This is a genomic window from Corynebacterium sp. EPI-003-04-2554_SCH2473622, from assembly GCF_001665955.1.
Taxonomy (GTDB): domain Bacteria; phylum Actinomycetota; class Actinomycetes; order Mycobacteriales; family Mycobacteriaceae; genus Corynebacterium; species Corynebacterium pseudodiphtheriticum.
The window spans coordinates 1-21,562 of record NZ_LZMN01000075.1; the positions used below are offsets into that span (position 1 = coordinate 1).

The following is a 21,562-nucleotide window of genomic DNA, read 5'->3' on the forward strand; positions in this document are numbered from 1 at the left end:
TAGCTCTATTAACCCCATGGTGGTCCTTGTGATCACCATGGGGTTTCTTGCATTGTGCATCCCCCACTTTGCCCCACCTTTGGGTGCAATCACCTAGAAAGGTTAATTTTCCAGGTATTCCGATAGGCAAATTCGAGTTGAGGGCAGGGAAATAGGCTGGCAGGTAGTGGAATGACGTCACGATAGGTTGATTTTAGTGTTGGAAATCTGAGCTCTCTGGAAAAATCTCCCACCCGTTTTCATGTGTTTTACCTGCATGAATGTTCTATCTGTGGTGGTGCGTTGCTTTCTGGCGTGGTGTTTGGGGTTGATTGTGGGGCAAAGTGGGGTAGAGTGGGCTTAGCCGACATGACAGGTCTTGTGTATCCGCAAGGCTGACGTGGTGGCACAGAGAAAACCCGTGTACCGGAGGAGTTGAGCGACAGGAGGTCACCGAGAATGTTTCTCGGCACGTACACTCCCAAGCTCGATGACAAAGGGCGCCTGACACTACCGGCGAAGTTTCGCGATGAACTTGCTGGTGGGTTGATGGTAACGAAGGGGCAAGATCACTCTTTGGCGGTCTATCCCCGGGAGGAGTTCGCTGCGCGCGCTCGCAAAGCGGCGGCGGTCTCACGTACTAATCCGGAAGCCCGTGCATTCATTCGCAACTTGGCAGCAAGTGCAGATGAGCAGCGGCCAGATGGTAACGGTCGTATTACCTTGTCAGTGGCGCATCGCGAGTACGCAAACCTTTCGAAGGAATGCGTCGTCGTTGGTTCCGTGGATTTTCTCGAAATCTGGGACAAAGAGTCCTGGGCCGCATACCAAGAACAGACCGAAGCTGCATACTCTGCAGCCGACGCTGATGAAGTGCTGGCTGGCCTTCTCTAAGGCAGCGCACGGAGTGTGTATAAGGACTCTGTTTGAGGCGGATGCCTCTGGTGTACTTCCCCGACATCAGAAACCTGCCTCAAACAGAGCCCTATATACACCCCATCACCACAGAGCTTTTTGCGCGAGGGGAGGACAGTCGCCATGGCAAACCCGACAGAACCAGTGGACGCAGCACAATCCACTTCGGAACAGTCGCAGCACGGGCACGTCCCAGTGATGCGCGATCGAATGGCTGAGCTTTTGGCGCCAGCTGTAGAAGCAGCGGGGGCACCCGGAATTCTTGTCGACGGCACCCTGGGTGCTGGCGGGCACACCGAGTATTTTTTGCAACGCTTTCCTGACGTCCGCGTGATCGGTCTCGATCGAGATAGCAACGCACTGCGGTCCGCGACTAAACGTTTAGCCTCGTATCGAGATCGGTTTTGCGCAGTGCAGTGCCGGTTTGATGAATTCGCAGACAAACTGGCTACCAGTGTTGCAACTGCGGCAGTGTCTAGTGCGGATGCCGATGGTGTCGATGCCCCGAAGTCCCAACTTGTAGATGCTGAGACCTGGAATGCAGAGTCCCAGACCGTTGCGTATTTTGGAAACACTGAGATTCTTGCCGACGCTTTTCATGCCGGTATAAGTGGCGCATTGTTCGATCTTGGGGTGTCTTCGATGCAGCTGGACCAACTTGAGCGTGGTTTTGCGTACAAGGCAGACGCTCCGTTGGATATGCGCATGGATAGTGCAGCACCGATCACAGCGGCAGATATCCTGAACACCTATTCCCACGGGGATCTTGCGCGAGTTTTGAAGACTTATGGTGATGAGAAATTCGCTGGAAAAATTGCTTCGGCGGTGTTGCGCGAACGTGAAAAGCAACCTTTTTCTACTTCGCAGCGGTTAGTAGAGCTTTTGTATGCCACCATTCCGGCTCCAGCGCGTCGTAGTGGCGGACACCCAGCGAAGCGCACATTTCAAGCGCTGCGCATTGAGGTTAATCAAGAACTCGCTGCGATAGAGAATGCGTTGCCGATGATCACGAACATGCTGCGTGACGGTGGACGAGCGGTGTTCATGAGCTATCAGTCCTTGGAAGACCGGCTGGTAAAAAAGCACTTCCGCGATATTTCACAGTCGAAAACACCGGCGGGTCTGCCAATGGATTTGCCTGGTACTGCTGCCAAATTTCGCGTTATCACCCGTGGCGCGGAACAAGCGAGCGAAGAAGAGATCGTGGAAAATCCTCGTGCCGCATCGGTGCGAGTGCGCGCCGTTGAAAAGTTGCAAGAAGAAAAGACCGCATGTGCGGTGGACTCGGAAGGTCGTAGCTAGAGATGTACACCAGCACTGATGAGCGCCAGCGCCGTACCACGAATTTCAGCCAGGCCAACACCACCAGCAATGGCACCACAACGCTACCGCGGCGCGCCGAATACACCCGTTCGGGAAATCAACCGGGTGCCGGTGGTGGAGTACGGCAATCTTCTGTTCCCCATAACTTCCGTGAGCGCCAGCACCCAGGTGACGGTACCCACGGCTACGCTGCCCCCTCGCGGCGCAGTGGTGGCTACAAGGCAACACACGCTGGAAAAGGCCCGCACCGTTTGGGATCGCAACAGGTGGTCAGCGTGCGCGGTCGCCGGGTTAACCCGGTTAAGCGGGTGACAACCCGGGCACGATTGTCTGTTCTCGCGATCATGATGATGATTGGCGGTATCGTGTTTGCCATCTGGCTGTCGGGTATTGCCACCCAACAGACCTTTCGAGTACAGGTGCTGACGGCGGAAGAAAGCCAGTTGAATAATGAGCTGGAAACGCTACATCGCGATTTGGAAAACGTGCGCTCAGCTGCGGAAGTAGCAGGCCATGCGGTTGCTGAAGGTATGCAAATTCCGGTGGAACCGGGAATTCTTCGGCGTGAAGAAAATGGCGACATCGTGGAAGATCGCCCAGCTTCGTCAGAAACGCGGCCTATTATTGATGTGAACGGAGAGCCTGTTCGCCCGGGGCAGGCCTCCAGTGACCCAGATGGTATCGGTGAGCTGCGCCATCGTCTGGAATCGATTCCGGAAGGTCGCCGAGGTATTCCGTATCCGCATGCTGGCGGACCACAGGCTCCAGAAAGCGCAGCTTCTGAGGTCGGTGAACGACCTGCTTCGGCTCCGGAAGGTGCTGCGGGTAGCCCTGCACCGCACGCCGGCGAGCCAGGATCCGTGGACTCTGAACCAGCCGGTCCGGATGCCAACCCGGACGCGGTGGCCCCGCAAAATAACCAAGTCCCGTTACAGGCGCCGTACCAGCCCAATCTTCGCTAATTAGGAAGGTGACATTCCCACCGTGACATCTTCTGCTCAGCGCGGTCCACGTGGTTCGGCACGACCGCAGACTCCACGCACGCCACACCAGGAACAGCGAATGCTGATGCATAAACGCCTCCGGCTTATCGCTGCGCTGCTGCTAGTTTTTTCGGTGGTGCTCGCAGGACGGCTTGCATGGGTGCAAGTGGTGTGGGGGCCAGATCTCTCCGCACGTGCAGAAGACCAGCGCGCCCGCATTTATGTTGATCCAGCCCGGCGGGGCGGTGTAGTGGACCGTGAAGGCAAACAGATCGCCTACACGATGCAAGCACGATCGTTGACAGTATCGCCCACAACCCTACGAAAAGAACTTCGTGAACAGGCACAGCTGGAATCAGATGAACGACTGGACGACGAGCAAAAAGACGAATACGTCGATGCCACATTGTTGAAGATGTCGCGAGAAATCCCGAAGATGATCGAGGAAGCTTCGGAAGACAAACAGGACCTAAAATCGAAGGATCTGCTAGATAAGCTACGTGCCGATACACAATACGAGGTACTGGTGCGGAACGTCGATCCTGATATTGCCGCAGAAATTTCTGAACGGTTCCACGGCGTTGCAGCCGACCACCAGGACATCCGCCAATATCCCAACGGGGCGATCGGCGAAAATATTGTTGGTCGCGTGTCGATGGATGGCACAGGGCAGTTCGGCCTGGAAGCTTCTCGCGACTCCACCCTTTCGGGAATCAATGGTCGCTCCACTGAAGATGTTTCTACTAATGGTCAAGTTATCCCTGGGACGTTGCGCGATGAAACCCCGGCTGTCGATGGCAAAGATATCCAGTTGACTCTGGATTTGGACTTGCAGACTTTCGTGCAGCAGCAACTTGAACAAGCCAAAAACAATTCGCGAGCAGAGTCTGCTGAGGCCGTAGTACTCGACGCCACCACGGGGGAAGTGTTGGCTATGGCAAATACCGATACGATTGACCCAAACGGAGATATCGCAAAACAATTAGAGGACGGCAAACACTTTGACAACCGTTCCATCTCGTTTCCTTATGAACCAGGTTCTGTAGCCAAGATCATTACCGCAGCTGCGGCGATTGAAGAAGGCATTACCACCGCAGATGAGGTACATACAGTGCCTGGCAGCATTCAAATCGCTGATGTCACCGTTAATGATGCATGGCCGCACGGTCCGTTGCCGTATACCACTGCTGGTATTTTCGGCAAGTCTTCCAACGTCGGTACGCTGCAATTGGCGGAAAAACTGGGGCAAGACAAGTTTGACGAATATCTGAATAAATTCGGTATCGGCGCCACAACTGGAATCGAGTTGCCTAACGAATCTTCGGGGCTGCGTCCGGCACGCTCGCAGTGGTCAGGCTCGACGTTTGCCAATCTGCCAATCGGGCAGGGTATGTCGTGGACGACGTTGCAGATGGCTTCAGTTTTCCAGACGTTGGCGAATGGTGGAGAGCGCGTAGAACCACGCATCATCAAATCCAGCGCGGAAGACGATGCGAAGAAGAACGCTGGTGAAGGTAACGGAGCCAACGACAATAAAGTCAAAGACAGCCACGACGCGGATGGGGCTGGAGCTAGCGACGATGAACCAGAAAAAACGCGGGTGGTAAGTAAAGAAACTGCCAAGACCGTCGTCGACATGTTCCGTGCCACCGTGCAAGCAGACCCGGTGGGAGTGAATAACGGTACCGCCCCGGATGCGAACATCGAAGGCTACAACATCAGCGGTAAGACTGGCACCGCCCAGAAAGTGGATCCGAATACCGGGGCGTACTCCAATTCAGCGTATTGGATTACCTTCGCAGGTATCGCCCCCGTCGACGATCCACGTTTTGTCGTCGCCATTATGTTAGACGAACCAGAGCGTGGCGTCCTTGACGGTGGTGGCGGAGGCGGTAGCGCCGGGCCACTGTTCCACCAGATCGCATCGTGGTTGCTGGACCGGGATAATGTGCCGCCATCGCCGCCTGCACCTGAGCTAACTTTGCAAGCACCGTAACCATGGTGTCTGCCTTTTCGACGCCAACTACTGGTGCTGATTCTTTGCCATAGACCCTTTGCCACCGACCATTAGCCGACCAACACTTTGCCACCGACCTTTAGACAAGGAGCATGTTCCTATGAGCACAACACTGGCCACACTGCTGGAAGAATTTGGTGGTGAGCTTGCTGGCGCTATGAGCAGCTCGACAAGCGGTATCACGATCTCCGGAATTGGGTTAGATTCTCAGCACATAAAGCCGGGAGAAATCTTTGCCGCATTGCCAGGCAATCGGGCGCATGGAGCGGAATTTGCCGAAAAGACTGTAGCCACAGCGATCCTGACGGATACCGCTGGTGCAAGCATTCTCAAGGACCGTGGCGAACAGCGTCCCGTCTGGGTGATAGACGACTTGCGAAGCGTGTTGGGGCTGATTGCCGCAGAAATCTACGATCATCCTTCGCAGAAAATGCAGGTTATTGGCATAACTGGCACTTCTGGGAAAACTACGACGAGTTATATTTTAGAAGCTGGCCTGCGCGAAACCGGTGCCAAAGTCGGCATCATCGGTACCACCGGTACGCGGATCAACGGGACCAAGGTTCCCACCAGTTTGACCACCCCAGAAGCACCAAAGCTGCAAGAGCTTTTCGCGATGATGGTGGAACAGGGAGTCAGCCACGTCGTCATGGAAGTCTCCTCCCATGCTCTGGAACTAGGACGGGTTACAGGTACGCGTTTTGCGGTCGCAGGTTTTAGCAACTTATCCCAGGATCATTTGGACTTCCATCCGACCATGCAAGATTATTTCCAGGCGAAGGCACGGTTATTCCGGGGAGAGCTAGCTGCGCGCAATGCAGCAGTTGTTATCGATGATCATTGGGGCCAAGAGATGGCCGATATTGCAGAAGGTAATACGCAGGAATGCTGGCGAGTCCGTACGCATCTTGCCGACGTTGACAGCTCTTCCCAGCAAGCCAACGCCGTGGATAAGGCCACTGGCGCCGAAGTTGTCGTCACTGCTGCGCAACTTGCGCCGAGCGGTAACCAGCAGGTGCATGTGCAGATAACTGGAGAAAAAGTAGAGATAGATTTGCCGTTACCGGGCAGCTTCAATGTCGCAAACGCAGCCCTAGCCTGTGCAATGGCGAAGCTCGCTGGTGCGGAACTGAGCGCATTTATACGCGGCGTGGAAAAAGTTGCTGTGCCAGGCCGGATGGAATCGTTGGCACAAGGCCAGGATTTTGTGGCTGTGGTTGACTACGCGCACAAGCCTGGTGCGCTGGAGGCGGTACTCGCAACACTGCGTGGCCAGGTCAGCGGAAGAGTCGGTGTGGTCGTTGGCTGCGGCGGTGATCGTGATTCTTCGAAACGTGCCATTATGGGGCGGATTGCAGCCGAACAAGCCGATTATGTCGTCATCACGGATGACAACCCGCGTACGGAAGATCCAGCACCGATCCGCGCAGCAATGATGGAGGGTGCGCGTGCGGAGTTGCTAAAAGCAGCCAGGGAGGCTGGCCTAGCGGATGAATCTGCCCATTTGGTGGAGGAAGGTGATCGTGCGCAGGCTATCAAGCTTTTGGTCGAGTGGGCACGCCCTGGCGATGCCATCGTTGTGGCTGGAAAAGGGCATGAAACTGGGCAAATAGTAGGGGATACGGTGTACGAGTTTGATGACCGGAAAGTTCTTGCCGAAGCACTCGCTGGAAAAGGGGCGAAATAATGATTCAACTGACTATCGCAGAGATTGCTGAGATTGTCGGGGGGCGGCTAGACAACGTTGCAAACCCGCAAGCCAAGGTTATCGGCACCGTCGAATTTGATTCCCGACAGATTAACCCTGGAAGTCTGTTTCTCGCGTTGCCGGGCGCCAAGGTCGATGGCCATGCCTTTGCAGAAAAAGCCCATGCAGCAGGGGCAGTGGTTACACTTGCAGCCCGCCCGGTAGGGACCCCGGCGATTATCGTGCCTAGCCAGGCCAAAGCTGAAGCTGGTTCGCAAGCCTATGTGTTCGCGCACGACGAAGATGGTTCCGTACGTGCGCTGTTAACTGCGCTCGCGAAACTTGCACGCGCTGTGGTCACGAGGCTGACCAGCAGGTGGGGGCTCAGCGTGGTTGGGGTGACTGGTTCAGCCGGCAAGACCTCAACGAAGGATATGTTGGCGGCGCTTTTGTCGACGGCAGGGCCGACAGTTGCACCCCCGGGGTCGTTTAACAATGAAATTGGCCATCCTTATACCGCGCTTCGTTGCCACGAAGATACGCAATTCTTGGTGACCGAACTTTCAGCTCGCGGCCTTGGACATATCGCACAGTTGGCGGAGATCGCGCCTCCGCAAATCGGTGCGGTGCTTAACGTGGGCACTGCGCACCTGGGTGAGTTCGGCTCAAAAGACACCATCGCCCAAGCGAAAGGTGAGCTAATAGAAGCTGTGCCGGAAGCTAGCGCAGGTGGTGTCGCGGTGCTTAATGCCGATGACCCCGCTGTTGTGCAGATGGCCACGCGTACGCAGGGCAAGATCGTGACGTTTTCGGCGAATGGGGACACTCAGGCTGATTATTATGCGACTGATGTCAGACTTGACGAGCTTGCACGCGCGTCATTCCTGCTCCATAGCCCGGAAGCGCAGCCAGTTCAGGTTCGGTTGCAGGTGGCGGGCAAACATCAGATCGCTAATGCCTTGGCTGCTGCAGCGGTGGCTGCTGCTGCCGGTGTGCCATTGGAAACCATTGGAACGACGCTTTGTGATTACGTTGCAGTGTCCGCGCATCGGATGGATATAAGGCAGCGTGGTGCGAATGTCACCATCATCAACGACGCGTATAACGCGAATCCAGAATCGATGCGCGCAGGTCTTGCGGCTTTAGCCGCGAGCGCCGGCACTACCACGCAGTTGGAAGACACGCAGCTGGAAGATTCCGGACAGGCCGTCGCGGTGCTAGGCGAGATGAGTGAATTAGGCACCGACGCTGTTGCTGCGCATCGGGAGTTGGGCACGCAATTGGCAGCCTATGGCGTACATACGCTTGTGGCCGTCGGCAAGACTGACAATATTGCTGCGCTCACGGAAGGTGCCCAGGAAGTAGGCGTTCTTACCCACCATGTTGCGGATGTGACTGGTGCGACGCGTACAGTGGAAGAGATCCTAGGTTCGGCACAGCGCCGCGTGGTTGTCTTGGTGAAAGCCTCGAACGCGTGGAGGCTGTGGCGAGTCGCTGATCAGCTCGTGAATTCTGAGCTGTAGTGTGCAGATGCTCGCAGTAAACCGAAGCGCTTTCGATTAAAAGTATTGAGAAAAAGCATAAGGAATAGTAACCAGTGACTCAGATTATTCTCTCCGGCGTTATCAGCTTCCTGGTCGCAATCTTCACGACTCCGGTGCTGGTTCGGTATTTCACCAACGTGGGCCGGGGCCAGGAGATCCGCGAAGATGGGCCACGTTCGCATATGCGTAAACGTGGTACGCCCACCATGGGCGGTATCGCGATCGTGCTGGGGATCACGATTGCTTATGTCTTGGTCAACATATACGGCTGGCTGACTAATGCGGGCTCCTTCACTGCATCCGGTTTATTAGTTCTTGGCTTGATGCTTGGCCTCGCCGGTCTTGGCTTTATGGACGACTCAATCAAGCTGTTTAAGTCGCGGAATTTAGGGCTAAATAAGACCGGCAAGCTCGTCGGGCAGTTATTTTTAGCGATCGCCTTCGCTGTTTTGGTGCTGCAGTTTCCGAACGATGAGGGGCTGACTCCAGGCACCACCAATCTGTCATTTATCCGCGATATTGAGACTTTCGACATCGCAGCCGGCGGGATCATCATCGGAACGATTGCTTTTGTGATCTTCATGTATATCCTGATCTCTGCGTGGTCCAACGCAGTGAACTTCACTGATGGTTTGGACGGGCTGGCTGCGGGTTCCACCGCACTGGTGATGGGCGGATACACGCTGATTACCTTCTGGCAATTCCGAAATTCTTGCGCCCATGCGGTCGACGCCGCTTGTTACCAGGTGCGTGATCCACTCGATATTGCGATTTTGGCCGCTGCAGGATTAGGCGCGAGTTTGGGCTTTTTGTGGTGGAATGCAGCCCCGGCGAAGATTTTCATGGGGGATACTGGATCGCTCGCCCTGGGTGGATTGGTGGCTGGCATTTCGGTCACCACGCGGACTGAATTGTTGATGATTATCATCGGTTCTATTTTCGTCATCGAAGCAGCATCGGTGGTTATCCAGATCGTGGTCTTCCGTACCACCGGCAAACGTTTCTTCCGTATGGCACCAATCCATCACCACTTCGAAAATGGTGGCTGGGCCGAAACCTCGGTGGTTATCCGATTCTGGTTGCTCTCCGCCATGGCAGTGATTTTTGGTACCTCGCTGTTCTACGGCGAATGGCTGCTTCTGACAGGTTAGGACGCTAATGAAAACGCAACTCAAGCGCGTGCTCGTCGCGGGTGCAGGTGTCTCGGGTGCTGGTTGTGCACGTGCCCTGGTGCAACTCGGCGCAGACGTGATCATCGCCGATAACAATCTGGCTGCAGCTTCTGCGCTTGCTGAGGAGTTGAAACAATTTCTCACCCCTGACAAAGGGGTACATGGCTCTGCAGACCGCGCACCACGGGTGATACCGGTTGCAGCTACTGCAGTAGATTTCGAAGATGATCGCGAACTTGCTGCTTTAGATCTCGTCGTCACTAGCCCTGGTTGGCCCCCACATGCGCCGCTATTGATTGCTGCGAAACGGGCGGGCTTAGAGGTCATTGGCGACGTCGAACTTGGTTTCCGGTTGGACCGAGCCGGAGTTTATGGGCCCTGCCGTGATTGGTTAGTGGTCACCGGGACCAATGGCAAGACAACTACTACTGGGATGCTGAGCTCCATCATGGATGCTCATGGTGCGCGCGTCGGTAAGCGCGCGATGGCCACCGGCAATATTGGTGCTTCTGTTTTCGAAGCACTGGCAGCTCGCCCGCGCGTAGACATCTTGGTGCTGGAAGCGTCTAGTTTCCAGCTCCATTGGGCGCCAACCCTGATTCCAGATGTGGGGGTGTTGCTGAATATTGCAGATGACCACATTGATTGGCATGGCAGTTTCGCCGCTTATGCTGCAGACAAAGCTACCGTTTTGCGTGCTGCCAAGCGCGTGGTGGGCATTGATGACGCGGTAGCGCGCCGCATTTCCGATGAGCGAGATGCTGCAGCCGAGGACGGCGGGACTGGGACCACCCGTGGTTTCACCCAATATGCGCCGATAACTGGGCAGGTAGGAGTACGGGACCGCGCTTTAGTTCTGGCAGAAGAGGCTTTAGTCGGAGAAGGCCTAGATAGCGAGAACGCTCAAGAATCCACCATGACGGAATTAGCCCAAATCGAAGGTTTGCAACCACCAGGGGCTGCCGGAATCTTGGACGCTGGAGCTGCTGCAGCAGCGGCGTATGACTATGGAGTGGCACCGCACGATATTGCGGCTGGACTGGCACGATACCGGGTGGCTGCCCACCGCGGAGCTGTGGTCGCCACTATTGCAGGAGTCGACTATATCGATAACTCCAAAGCTACGAATCCGCATGCAGCCCAAGCTGCCATGGCTGGGTTGGAGTCTATTATCTGGGTTGCTGGCGGCCAGTTAAAAGGAGCCAGTGTGGAGGAGCTCGTGCGTGCAGAAGCGCACCGGCTGAAAGCAGTGGTGCTCATTGGTGTTGATAGGCACGCCATCGCTGAGACATTGCACAGGCAAGCGCCGGGTATTCCGGTAGAGCTAATTTCTGAGCAGGATCCGCAACGTTGTATGGATTTGGCTGTTGCCGCAGCGCATAAGCAGGCGAGTGCTGGGGATACTGTACTGCTTGCTCCAGCCGCAGCCTCCCTCGACATGTTTTCTGGGATGGCACAGCGTGGCGATCTGTTTGCTCGTGCCACATCCGACTACTCTGGTTAACTATGGCCACACAGACCCCGCAACGCCGTCGACGTTTATTGCGTAACTGGAAATTCAGCATGCCTAAGCATCCAGGCTTGGATTATTTAATGCTGCGTATTTCCATTTTCGTGTTGGTGGGCATCGGAGTCGTCATGGCGTTCTCTGCGACCATGACGTGGTCTGTCATTGAAGGCAATACTGTCTGGGCGCAAGCGATAAGGCAAACCTTTTATGTGGTGTTGGGGCTGGCGGTTTTCTGGGCTGCATTGCGCACGCCTTTTGCTAAGGTGAAGAAGCTCACGCCATGGTTTCTAGCTTTCGCAGCCATTTTGACCATGTTGGTCTTCGTTCCCGGCATTGGCGTTGGACGTAATGAGGTTGGCTCGCAGTCTTGGATCGTGTTGGGACCGATTCGCCTGCAACCGTCGGAGATTGCTCGTATTGCCGTAGCAATGTTTGGCGCGTTGAGTCTGGCGAACAAACGACCACCGCGCACTCTGAACGAAGTGAAGCTCACTAACCCGTTTGTGATTTACATCTTGGTCTCTGTGTTGTTTTTCGGGGCCATGCTTGCTGAAGGAAACCTGGGCGTAGCGATGACGTTCGCCGTCATCGTCGGTTTCACTCTGTTTTTTGCGGGAATTAACTGGCGGGTGATTGCTCTGGCGGTCCTCGGCCTTGTGGTTGGGCTAGTTTTCGTCTTCCTTGGTGGGGGCTACCGAAGTGATCGCTTTACGACGTTCTTCGGGGCATTCACGGGTAACTTCTCAGACACTCGGGGTTCGGCGTTTCAGACTTACCAGGGCTTCTTGTCGCTTGCCGACGGCTCTATGACAGGTGTTGGAATCGGCCAGTCGCGCGCTAAGTGGTTCTATTTGCCGGAAGCCAAAAATGACTTCGTGTTTGCCATCATCGGCGAAGAACTCGGATTGTTTGGCGGAGTTTTGGTCATCGTGATGTTCGTATTGCTGGGAATTTTTGGCCTGCGCACCGCCATGCGTGCCCAAAATCAGTTTCAGTCGCTGCTGGCAGCAACGTTGACGGCTACCGTCGTCTCACAGGCGTTTTATAACGTCTCCTATGTCATTGGCTTGATGCCGATGACTGGTGTGCAGCTGCCACTGATTTCTTCCGGCGGTACCTCAACCGTCGTTACGCTCGGTGCCATGGGGCTGCTTGCTTCTGTGGCGCGGCATGAGCCGGAAGCAGTGTCGTATATGCAAAGCTATGGGCGACCGTTGTTTGATCGCGTGTTTATGATTCCAGAACCAACTGTCGACGTTCGATCTTCTCGCGCCGCAGCTGGTGGCCAACGTTCGCGTGAGCGCGCCGGCCGGCGTCAGCCCGCACGCGGACCGGAAAAATCGCGCCCGGAACGTCGACGGACGGAGCAGCGTCGTACAGAACAGCGCTTCGGCGCTGCAGTAACGTCGCGTTCGCGGAGTGTGACACGTGCAGCGCACACGGCCGTAAGCTCGAAACACGGTATGCACGATAATCTAAATTCGTACCCGAACCAGAAAGGCCAATCAGGAACATGGCGTCAACCACCGATTCGGCACTGACCATTGTCCTCGCTGGAGGGGGAACCGCCGGGCACATTGAGCCGGCCTTGGCCGTTGGTGAGGTGTTGCGAAACCGTTACGGCGCGCAGGTTCTGGCATTAGGTACCTCGCGGGGGCTAGAAAGCGATATCATTCCGGCGCGCGGTTTTGATCTGGAATTGATTACACCCGTGCCGGTGCCGCGCCGGATTAACGCCGACTTGTTTGCACTGCCGTTTAAGGTAGTGCGTTCCATCCGGCAAGCCCGAAAAATTTTGAAGAAAAACCGTGCGGATGCTGTGTTTGGCACTGGTGGTTACGTCTCTGCATCAGCTTATTTAGCTGCGAAATCACTTGGTATTCCGTTTTATGTCCTAGAGACCAATGCTTTGGCGGGCATGGCCAACAAAATGGGGGTGCGGCTGGGCGGAACCGGTTTCAACGCGATTGCTGGGTCTGGGATGCCAGGCGATATCGTCGGTGTTCCCGTGCGTCCACAGCTGGCTGGGGGAGATCCGAACGGCGAAAAAACCGCCCGGGCCCGGGAGATTTTTGGTCTTGTCGAAGACCGGCCGACCATTTTGGTTACCGGGGGCTCCCAGGGAGCTGCTTCGATAAATGCTGCGGTAGCTGGGAGCGTCGACAGGCTTGTCGACGCGGGCTACCAGATTTTGCACGCCTATGGAAAGAAAAACCAGCCACCGCATGAACACCCACACTATGTGTCTCTGCCGTATATCGAAGACATGGCTGCTGCGTTGGCTGTAGCGGACTTGGTCGTATGTCGTTCTGGTGCGATGACCGTCGCCGAAGTCTCCGCTAGCGGTTTACCTGCTGTCTATGTTCCGCTGCCGCATGGTAATGGCGAACAAGGCTTGAATTGCGAAGCCGTGGTAGCGGAAGGTGCAGCGCGTAAGATTGACGACGCTAAATTCTCTCCAGATACGATGTACAACGAGGTGTCTTCCATTCTGGGTGATAGTGGCACCTACCAGCGGATGCGCACTGCGACTGCTGCCAGCCAACAAGGTGATGCTGCGTGGCGACTAGCTGAGCGTATCATTTTCGATAATTCGGTTAATCCTTCTCCTTTTACCTCCGCGGAAGGTACTAGCCACGAAGCCAGCAGCACATAAGAATCTCAGAGCTAGGAGACTGTCGTGTCAGAACAGCACGCTGAATTGAATACTGATCCGGATACGGTTAATTTGTCGCGAGTGCACTTAGTCGGTATCGGCGGCGCGGGAATGTCGGGTGTGGCTCGAATCCTCTTGGCGCGTGGTGCGAAAGTGTCTGGTTCCGATGTGAAAGACTCGCGTCCAGTCCGTGCGCTGCGCTCAATGGGGGCTGAGATCGCAGTAGGCCACAAGGCAGAAAATTTACAGTTAACGGGTAGCTTGCCGACGGTGGTGGTTACCTCATTCGCTGCAATTCCGAAAGAAAACCCGGAGTTGCAGGCTGCAGCCGAACATGGAATTCCAGTCATCCGGCGTTCAGATCTGCTAGCCGAGCTTATGGAAGGCTATACCCAGGTACTGATCGCGGGCACACACGGTAAGACTTCGACTACGTCGATGGCTGTTACTGCTTTGCAGGGTGCCGGTGCTGACCCTTCCTTTGCGATCGGTGGCCAGCTTAATCGTGCCGGCACCAACGCCCATCACGGTAGTGGAGACATTTTTGTCGCGGAAGCGGATGAATCCGACGCCTCGCTACTTCGTTACCGCCCGTCTATCGCGGTAGTAACCAACATAGAGCCGGATCATTTGGATTATTTTGGCAGCCCGGAAAATTATTTCCAGGTCTTTCAAGACTTTGCTGAGCTCATCGAAAACGACGGAGTGTTAGTGGCTTGCCTGGACGATAAGCACACCGCCGACCTGGCAGTAGCATGCGCACGTCGTGGAATCACGGTTTTGGGGTACGGAACTTCCTCACAAACCAGAGCGCCAGAAGTGGCAGATTTGCTGGTGGCAGAGGTAACCGGAACACAAGTTTTGGCCGCCGGTACTCGCGTGTGGGTGCAGGTGCGTGTCCCCGACGCTGTAGCACTTCAGAACAACCAGTTTGTAGCAGCGCAACGGGATATTGCGTTGGATTATTTAGTGCAGACACCCGGATATCACATGGTGTTGAATTCGGTTGCAGCGGTGTTGGCTGGTGCCGCTGCAGGTGCGGACCCGCAAAAATTGGCAGAAGGTGTTGCTAGTTTCGCGGGCGTCCGTCGTCGTTTCGAATACCATGGCGATGTGTCTTCCGGTGCGTTGCATGGTGCGAAGGTGTACGACGATTATGCGCATCACCCGACCGAGGTTATGGCGGTGCTTACAGCTGCTCGTGAACAGGTCTTAGCGGAGGCTAATGGCGGGAAAGTCATTGCTTGTTTCCAGCCTCACTTGTATTCACGTACTAAAGAGTTCTATCAAGAATTTGCACAGGCGCTTTCGCTGGCCGACGCATGCGTGGTTCTCGATATCTTCGGTGCGCGTGAAACTCCGGTGGAAGGGTTGACCTCAAGGATCATTACCAACGCCATGGAAGAATCGGTCACGGTGCGTTATGAACCAGACATGGCGGCTGCACCGGCGACAGTCGCATCGTTGGCTGGGCCTCATGATTTGGTGTTGACAATGGGTGCCGGTTCCGTGACCGTACTTGCTCCTGAGATTTTGCAGCATTTGCGGCTGGTTAGCGCTGGCGAGGCTGTGGAACCTCATGGTGAAGAGCTCAAGCCCCACGCTGTCGAGGATCAGGCCGGGCGCTAACCGTGGCAAAGAAACCGATCACGATTACTACAGCCGCGATCGTCGTGGTACTCGCCCTCACGGCAGCTGTTTTTTGGTTTATTCCTGTACTGCGCGTCAGTTCGGTCGAAATTAGTGGTACCGAACGTGTTGCAGAGGCGAGTATCTTGGACGACAGTGCTATTCAGGAGGGCGACAACCTGTTACGAATAGACGCTTCTGGGGCCGCCGCTCGTATAGCGAAGCAGCCTTGGGTCCGTGGGGTTACTGTTTCCCGGCATCTACCGTCGACTGTGGAAATTGAGATCACGGAGCGGGAAGTTGTGGGCTTTATTGAGCATGATGATGGCCCACATTTGATTGATCACCAGGGGCATGCCTTTTTTATTGACACTCCGCCGGACGAAGCCGTAGAAATCTCCGGTGCAATCGAAGATGAAGGGGCTGTGAATGCAGCCGTATCGGCGATTGCGACCATACCTGCCGAAATGCGACGTGACATTGCATCCGTCGAGGTGAAAGCGTCTCATGCGATGGAGTTACACTTGCATGATGGGCGCACGATTTACTGGGGCGTCGACGAAATCAATGAACAGAAAGCTGCCGCGTTGGAGCATGTTCTCCACCGAGACGGGCAGCATTGGGATATTTCGAATCCAGGGCTGGTTACCGTCCGCTAACTCGGGGGTAATCCCGGGGGTGATCACCTGAACGTTTGGGTTAAAAGCCCAGTTCAATACCCTAAAGTAAAGGTTTAGGTGTTCGACACGCGCGCGGATATGCGCCAAAATTACACAAGTGTCACTCAAGATAGTCGAGTAACGCGCCCGCGAAAGTCGACAAGCAGAACAAGCAGAACCTGAAAGGCCGGAATTCCTCTTATGACCTCACCTAACAATCACCTTGCTGATATCAAGGTCGTTGGCGTTGGCGGCGGCGGCGTCAACGCAGTGAACCGCATGATCGAAGAGGGCCTTAAGGGGGTCCAATTCGTTGCGATTAACACGGACTCGCAGGCACTGCTGTTTTCGGACGCTGACGTCAAACATGACATCGGCCGTGAAGCGACCCGTGGCCTGGGTGCCGGAGCCAACCCGGAAGTTGGCCGCACCTCCGCCGAAGATTCCAAGTCAGAGTTGGAAGAAACCCTTCGTGGTGCTGACATGGTATTTGTCACCGCTGGAGAGGGCGGCGGGACAGGTACCGGGGCAGCTCCAGTGGTGGCCAATATCGCTAAAAAGATGGGTGCACTGACCGTCGGTGTTGTCACCCGTCCGTTCAAGTTCGAAGGCGCACGTCGCTCCCGCCAGGCAGAAGCAGGCATCGCAGAGCTGCGGGAAGTCTGCGATACCTTGATTGTCATTCCAAACGACCGTCTCTTGCAGCTGGGCGATGCAAATCTATCCATGATGGAGGCATTCCGGGCAGCTGACGAGGTTCTGCACAATGGTGTGCAGGGTATCACTAACCTGATCACCATTCCGGGCATGATCAATGTCGACTTTGCTGACGTTCGCTCGGTTATGGCAGAAGCGGGTTCAGCATTGATGGGCGTTGGCTCTGCACGAGGCGATGACCGCGTCATGTCCGCTGCTGAGCAAGCCATAAATTCGCCATTGCTTGAATCGACGATGGAAGGCGCAAAGGGCGTGTTGTTGTCGATTGCCGGTGGTTCTGATCTTGGACTGCAAGAGGTTTACCAGGCTTCGACCATGGTGGAAGAAAAAGCTGATCCTGACGCCAACATCATCTTCGGCACGATCATCGACGACAACCTCGGTGATGAAGTGCGTGTGACTATCATTGCAACTGGTTTTGATGCGCAAGCTAACTTGCAAGATGAATACGGCTCGCATGCCGCGCAAACCGAAGGGCAGGGGCAGTCTGCACAGTCAGCACAGCGCGGTCCTGCCGCAGAAAGTGCAGCGCGCGCCCAGCGAGCTGAGCCTCGTGCTCCACGCACTGAACGCGGATCGTTGTTTAGCGAGCGCGAAAAACCTCGTACTCCTAGCAGTCGCTCGGGTGGTTTGTTTACTACCTCGGACAGGTTCCAGGAGGCACCAGAACCACGTCAGCCGCACCGCGATACGGATCCGGATGATGACCTCGACGTGCCAGATTTCATGCGCTAAGGCCTGAATATGGCTTCTACAGAATCTCCGCATTCACCGGTCGGGGCCGGAGCTGTGGGCGGCAGCAACGTCGACAAGCGCCGTGTGCGCATGGTGTTTACCACGCGCAAAGGTGGGGAATCGCAAGCACCATATGATTCCTTTAACTTGGCGAACCACGTTGGTGATGACTCGCTAGCGGTCGCGCACAACCGAGAGCGGTTGGAGCGCGTGTTGGGGTTGCAAAAAATTCAGTGGATGGAACAGCTCCATACGAATACGGTCACCGTAGTGACTGCCCCCAGCGAAAGTCCGGTTGAAGCTACCGATGCTTTAGTGACTACGTTGCCAGGCCTGGCACTAGGGGTCCTAGTGGCAGATTGCGTACCGGTTTTGTTAGCTGATACCAGTGCCGGGGTCTGTGCAGCGGTACACGCCGGCCGCATCGGGGCACGCAACGGGATCGTCCCGCGAACCGTCAAAGCCATGGTCGAACTCGGTGCGCAGCCTAATAAGATACAGGCACTGCTGGGGCCGGCAGCTAGTGGAAAAAATTATGAGGTACCTGACGCCATGGCGATGGACGTCGAGCGGCACCTTCCAGGTTCCCGAACCAAAACTGCGAATGGCACTGCGGGCCTGGATATTCGGGCCGGGCTAGTTCGCCAACTTATGGCGTTGGGAGTAACCGCAATTGAAGCCGACCCGCGGTGCACGATCGATGATGAAGAATTCTTTTCCTACCGCCGAGAAGGTACTACCGGACGTCAAGCAGGCGTTATCTGGTTGACCGGGCAATAACAGGGCAGGGAGTATGGCTGACAATAAACCTTCTGCGCACCAGGAGGATTCGCAAAAACTTCCTTCGCAGGCCGGGGTATCCAAACGCGATGGTTCCGGATTAAGCGAAGACGAGTCCGTGCATGTTTTGCGCCGGAATCTTCAGAAAACCACACAGCGTATAGCGACAGCTGCCCGGGCCGCTGGGCGTGATCCTGAAGAAATTACATTGCTCCCGGTGACCAAGTTTCATCCAGTAGCGTCGATCTCCAGCCTGGCCGACCTTGGTGTGACAGATGTGGCCGAAAATAGAGAACAGGAAGCGCACGATAAAGCGAAGAAACTTCCGGGAATGCGGTTCCACATGATTGGCCAGGTGCAAACGAAGAAAGCCAACGCGGTAGCTCGTTGGGCATCGAGTGTGCATTCGGTGGATTCGCGTAAGCTTGCCGACGCCCTCGACCGAGGGATCGCACTGGCAATTGAGCGTGAACAACGAACCGAAGGCTATGCGCTGCCGGTGTTCCTGCAGTATTCCGCCGATGGAGATACCTCGCGTGGCGGAATCCAGGGCGATGCATTGATGCAACTTGCCGAACACGTCGAAACGCTGAAGAACGTAACCTTGGCCGGGGTGATGGTTGTGCCTCCTTTGGATTCTGCAGCGGAGCCGGTGTTTCGGCATGCTCGTATGATGTGCGATTCCCTTGCCGAACGTGTAGGTAGACGGCTGCAGCTGTCGGCCGGAATGTCAGATGACCTGGAGAAAGCCATCGCCGCAGGCAGTGATATCGTGCGTGTCGGTACCGATATAATGGGCCCGCGACCAGTAGCTTTTTAAACAACTACTTAGTGCTGAAGTTTTATACCAATTACAACTAATTCAAGGGGAAGCCAATGTCTATCATGCGTTCTGCCAGAGAATTTTTCTTTGGGCCAGATGACGAGGCATATTACGAATACGACGAGGCCTCGGACTACGACCGTCGCGAAGGTTACCGTGAACCAGGCGCGCGTGATGACGTTCGCGATGGGGGATACCGGGATCTCCCGCCGCGTCGCGAAGCCGTTGCGGCCCGCGATTACGGCTATGATCGTGAGCCACTGCGTGAGATTGGCGGAGCCCGTGGGCGTGAGTACGACGGCTATCAGGCTGCAGTCGCTCCACAGGTAGCCTCGGCACCTGCAGTGAACCCGAATCCTACGGTGGTAGCTTTGTCTCTGGTCAGCTATGACGAGGCCCGCAAGATGGGTGAGGCTTTCCGCGACGGCGATGTTGTGGTTTTTGAAATCACCGATGCAGAGCGGAGCGTGGCCAAGCGCATTATTGATTTCTCTGCGGGGCTGTGCTTTGCCCTTCGTGGGCAGATGAAAAATGTGACCGCTAAAATCGATACGGACCGTAAGATTTTCGCGATTGTTCCCGAACATGCTCAAGTTACTAGCATTGATCTGGAACGTGCAGCAGGTTTGCGCTAACCACGGTTGTGGGGATCAGGTAAGGTAGACGCCCGTGAGTATGCTCGGAGTAATTCTTCTCGTTGCCATTCGCTTGTACACTCTCGTACTTGTGGGGCGGATCATTATTGAGATGATTCAGTCCTTTGGCCGTACCTTCCAGCCTCCGCGGTGGTTCATCATGATCGCCGAAGTGCTGTTCATGTTGACAGATCCGCCAGTGAAAGCGCTGCGCCGGGTTATCCCGCCGCTGCGGACCGGCGGTGTGGCTGTTGATATGTCCGTACTGGTGCTGTTTTTGCTGCTCATGGTGGCCGGCATGTTGGTCCGTGCGGTTTTCCTATAGTCGCCGCTCCCATCGAAGCGACTGGCTCGCGGGGCTTAATCGCCCCCGAGGCTAATCGGTGGCTATAGGTGACTGTGGGCAAAGATTGATAGAAGACTGCAAGTCAGATAAATTTAATACCGTTAATACAACGCGTGAGATTTTCGTAACTAACAGGTCTCGCCCGCATACGCGGGGCCGTCACTTGACTAAGAAGGGGAGTGCCAATGCCACTTTCACCAGCAGACGTCCATAACGTCGCGTTTAACAAGCCTCCTATTGGTAAACGGGGCTATAACGAGGACGAGGTGGATCAGTTCCTCGACTTAGTTGAAGACACTCTTGCACAGCTGCAAGATGAAAACGATGAGTTGCGTGCTCTTCTAGATGAAGCCGAGACCCAGGGGTCTTCGGCGAACACCTCGAGCGCAACTGGTGCTTCCGCGCAGTCTGCTTCGGTGGATGAATCTAAGCTCCGTTCGGAAATCGAATCTGATCTGCGCGCGAAGATTGAAAAAGAAATTCGCGCAGAATACGACGAAAAGCTTAACGAGTCCCGCAAGGCCGCTTCCAAGGCGCAGAGCGAGGCAAACCAGGCTAAAGCTGAGCACGAGTCGACCAAGAAAGAACTGGCACAGGCTCGTCAGTCTGCGGAATCGAGCGCGAAGAAGGCAGACACTAGCAAGTCCGCAGGCTCGGCAGCCGCCACGGCGGCTCCTGCTGCTAATGCTCCAGCTCAGGCCACCGCAGATGCCAGCGGCATGGCTACCCCTGCCACCCACATGCAAGCAGCTAAGGTCTTGGGCTTGGCCCAGGAGATGGCGGACCGTTTGACCGCCGACGCACAGGCAGAATCCAAGGCTATGTTGGATGATGCTCGGTCCACTTCGGAAAAGCAGCTTAGCGATGCACAATCCGAAGCTAAACGTCTGGTCGATGATGCTGAACAGAAGTCTTCGAAGCAATTGCAGGATGCTGAGACTCGTTCGCGCACCATGATTCAGGATGCAGAGAAGAAGGCTGCACAGACCACTTCGGATGCGGAATCCCGCGCGGAAGCTCAGGTGCGACAGGCCAACGAAAAGGCAGCTTCGCTGCGTGCTGACGCTGAGAAGAAGCACACCGAAGTTATGAACACCGTGAAGCAACAGCAGGCAGCTCTGGAAGCACGGATCGAAGATCTTCGTACTTACGAGCGTGAGTACCGTACCCGCTTGCGCACCATGCTGGAATCCCAGTTGGAAGAGCTGGAAGCACGTGGTTCCGCTGCCCCGAGCGGCGATATTAAAGGCACTAACAAATAGTTCGAAGGACACCATCTGCCGCGTTGTTTAGCGTTCTGCGCTGATGCAGCGCAGTGAAAGTTAGGTCCAGAAAACGCCTGCAGGAGCAATTCCTGCAGGCGTTTTCGTCTTTGGACTGGTTTTCAGAGAGCGTGCTGTATTAGGGCTAGCAGGTGCTGCGGATTTTTCGTCTGAATCTGCTACACGAAAA

18 protein-coding genes are annotated in these 21,562 nt (G+C 55.5%); all 18 read left to right on the top strand.

The annotated features are described in order from the left end of the window. Window positions 1-438 precede the first annotated feature (438 nt). The 18 genes from mraZ to A5774_RS08665 all read left to right on the top strand — a co-directional run bounded on the left by mraZ (window position 439) and on the right by A5774_RS08665 (window position 21,372). A complete protein-coding gene (gene mraZ / locus A5774_RS08580) occupies window positions 439-873 on the top strand; it encodes a division/cell wall cluster transcriptional repressor MraZ (protein ID WP_021353831.1) in 435 nt (144 codons plus the stop codon). 144 nt (window positions 874-1,017) lie between these two features. Then, window positions 1,018-2,196 (top strand): 16S rRNA (cytosine(1402)-N(4))-methyltransferase RsmH, encoded by a 1,179-nt coding sequence (gene rsmH / locus A5774_RS08585; RefSeq protein ID WP_027018309.1) that lies wholly within the window; start codon window positions 1,018-1,020, stop codon window positions 2,194-2,196. 2 nt (window positions 2,197-2,198) lie between these two features. After that, window positions 2,199-3,179: a hypothetical protein gene (locus tag A5774_RS08590; RefSeq protein ID WP_051619383.1), complete on the top strand. Its 981-nt coding sequence runs from the start codon at window positions 2,199-2,201 to the stop codon at window positions 3,177-3,179. A gap of 106 nt (window positions 3,180-3,285) precedes the next feature. Next, window positions 3,286-5,196: a penicillin-binding protein 2 gene (locus tag A5774_RS08595; protein WP_035000784.1), complete on the top strand. Its 1,911-nt coding sequence runs from the start codon at window positions 3,286-3,288 to the stop codon at window positions 5,194-5,196. A 121-nt stretch (window positions 5,197-5,317) separates the two neighbouring features. Then, the gene (locus tag A5774_RS08600; protein WP_027018307.1) at window positions 5,318-6,904 is read left to right on the top strand and encodes a UDP-N-acetylmuramoyl-L-alanyl-D-glutamate--2,6-diaminopimelate ligase; all 1,587 of its coding nucleotides are present in this window, start codon (window positions 5,318-5,320) and stop codon (window positions 6,902-6,904) included. After that, the gene (gene murF / locus A5774_RS08605) at window positions 6,904-8,427 is read left to right on the top strand and encodes a UDP-N-acetylmuramoyl-tripeptide--D-alanyl-D-alanine ligase (RefSeq protein ID WP_064834389.1); all 1,524 of its coding nucleotides are present in this window, start codon (window positions 6,904-6,906) and stop codon (window positions 8,425-8,427) included. Before A5774_RS08600 ends, murF begins: the two co-directional genes overlap by 1 nt. Before the next feature lie 74 nt (window positions 8,428-8,501). After that, window positions 8,502-9,599 (top strand): phospho-N-acetylmuramoyl-pentapeptide-transferase, encoded by a 1,098-nt coding sequence (gene mraY, locus A5774_RS08610; protein ID WP_021353838.1) that lies wholly within the window; start codon window positions 8,502-8,504, stop codon window positions 9,597-9,599. Window positions 9,600-9,606: 7 nt separating this feature from the next. Continuing rightward, on the top strand, window positions 9,607-11,124 hold the full coding sequence (murD, locus tag A5774_RS08615; protein ID WP_021353839.1) for a UDP-N-acetylmuramoyl-L-alanine--D-glutamate ligase: 1,518 nt from the start codon (window positions 9,607-9,609) through the stop codon (window positions 11,122-11,124). A gap of 2 nt (window positions 11,125-11,126) precedes the next feature. Further along, window positions 11,127-12,671 carry an FtsW/RodA/SpoVE family cell cycle protein gene (locus tag A5774_RS08620; RefSeq protein ID WP_231892400.1) on the top strand — a complete coding sequence of 515 codons (1,545 nt, stop codon included), beginning with the start codon at window positions 11,127-11,129 and terminating at the stop codon, window positions 12,669-12,671. Next, window positions 12,644-13,786: an undecaprenyldiphospho-muramoylpentapeptide beta-N-acetylglucosaminyltransferase gene (gene murG / locus A5774_RS08625; RefSeq protein WP_064834391.1), complete on the top strand. Its 1,143-nt coding sequence runs from the start codon at window positions 12,644-12,646 to the stop codon at window positions 13,784-13,786. Before A5774_RS08620 ends, murG begins: the two co-directional genes overlap by 28 nt. 111 nt (window positions 13,787-13,897) lie before the next feature. After that, window positions 13,898-15,415: a UDP-N-acetylmuramate--L-alanine ligase gene (gene murC / locus A5774_RS08630; protein WP_231892402.1), complete on the top strand. Its 1,518-nt coding sequence runs from the start codon at window positions 13,898-13,900 to the stop codon at window positions 15,413-15,415. A gap of 2 nt (window positions 15,416-15,417) precedes the next feature. Next, on the top strand, window positions 15,418-16,074 hold the full coding sequence (locus A5774_RS08635) for a cell division protein FtsQ/DivIB (protein ID WP_064834393.1): 657 nt from the start codon (window positions 15,418-15,420) through the stop codon (window positions 16,072-16,074). Window positions 16,075-16,275: 201 nt separating this feature from the next. Beyond that, window positions 16,276-17,526, top strand: coding sequence for a cell division protein FtsZ (gene ftsZ, locus A5774_RS08640; RefSeq protein ID WP_027018302.1), 1,251 nt, complete (start codon window positions 16,276-16,278; stop codon window positions 17,524-17,526). Window positions 17,527-17,616: 90 nt separating this feature from the next. Next, window positions 17,617-18,306: a peptidoglycan editing factor PgeF gene (gene pgeF, locus A5774_RS08645; protein ID WP_035000779.1), complete on the top strand. Its 690-nt coding sequence runs from the start codon at window positions 17,617-17,619 to the stop codon at window positions 18,304-18,306. 13 nt (window positions 18,307-18,319) lie between these two features. Next, window positions 18,320-19,126, top strand: coding sequence for a YggS family pyridoxal phosphate-dependent enzyme (locus A5774_RS08650; RefSeq protein WP_082936180.1), 807 nt, complete (start codon window positions 18,320-18,322; stop codon window positions 19,124-19,126). A gap of 56 nt (window positions 19,127-19,182) precedes the next feature. Beyond that, the gene (locus A5774_RS08655; RefSeq protein ID WP_064834394.1) at window positions 19,183-19,764 is read left to right on the top strand and encodes a cell division protein SepF; all 582 of its coding nucleotides are present in this window, start codon (window positions 19,183-19,185) and stop codon (window positions 19,762-19,764) included. 34 nt (window positions 19,765-19,798) lie between these two features. Further along, on the top strand, window positions 19,799-20,089 hold the full coding sequence (locus A5774_RS08660) for a YggT family protein (RefSeq protein ID WP_024272910.1): 291 nt from the start codon (window positions 19,799-19,801) through the stop codon (window positions 20,087-20,089). A 206-nt stretch (window positions 20,090-20,295) separates the two neighbouring features. Continuing rightward, window positions 20,296-21,372: a DivIVA domain-containing protein gene (locus tag A5774_RS08665; RefSeq protein WP_023019228.1), complete on the top strand. Its 1,077-nt coding sequence runs from the start codon at window positions 20,296-20,298 to the stop codon at window positions 21,370-21,372. Window positions 21,373-21,562 lie beyond the last annotated feature (190 nt).

Coding starts and splice junctions, on each gene's coding strand:
- A5774_RS08665 (WP_023019228.1), top strand. CDS start 20,296: ATGCCACTTTCACCAGCAGACGTCCATAACGTCGCGTTTAACAAGCCT.
- A5774_RS08655 (WP_064834394.1), top strand. CDS start 19,183: ATGTCTATCATGCGTTCTGCCAGAGAATTTTTCTTTGGGCCAGATGAC.
- rsmH (WP_027018309.1), top strand. CDS start 1,018: ATGGCAAACCCGACAGAACCAGTGGACGCAGCACAATCCACTTCGGAA.
- A5774_RS08590 (WP_051619383.1), top strand. CDS start 2,199: ATGTACACCAGCACTGATGAGCGCCAGCGCCGTACCACGAATTTCAGC.
- A5774_RS08595 (WP_035000784.1), top strand. CDS start 3,286: ATGCATAAACGCCTCCGGCTTATCGCTGCGCTGCTGCTAGTTTTTTCG.
- A5774_RS08620 (WP_231892400.1), top strand. CDS start 11,127: ATGGCCACACAGACCCCGCAACGCCGTCGACGTTTATTGCGTAACTGG.
- A5774_RS08600 (WP_027018307.1), top strand. CDS start 5,318: ATGAGCACAACACTGGCCACACTGCTGGAAGAATTTGGTGGTGAGCTT.
- murF (WP_064834389.1), top strand. CDS start 6,904: ATGATTCAACTGACTATCGCAGAGATTGCTGAGATTGTCGGGGGGCGG.
- murG (WP_064834391.1), top strand. CDS start 12,644: ATGGCGTCAACCACCGATTCGGCACTGACCATTGTCCTCGCTGGAGGG.
- pgeF (WP_035000779.1), top strand. CDS start 17,617: ATGGTGTTTACCACGCGCAAAGGTGGGGAATCGCAAGCACCATATGAT.
- murD (WP_021353839.1), top strand. CDS start 9,607: ATGAAAACGCAACTCAAGCGCGTGCTCGTCGCGGGTGCAGGTGTCTCG.
- ftsZ (WP_027018302.1), top strand. CDS start 16,276: ATGACCTCACCTAACAATCACCTTGCTGATATCAAGGTCGTTGGCGTT.
- mraZ (WP_021353831.1), top strand. CDS start 439: ATGTTTCTCGGCACGTACACTCCCAAGCTCGATGACAAAGGGCGCCTG.
- A5774_RS08650 (WP_082936180.1), top strand. CDS start 18,320: ATGGCTGACAATAAACCTTCTGCGCACCAGGAGGATTCGCAAAAACTT.
- murC (WP_231892402.1), top strand. CDS start 13,898: ATGTCGGGTGTGGCTCGAATCCTCTTGGCGCGTGGTGCGAAAGTGTCT.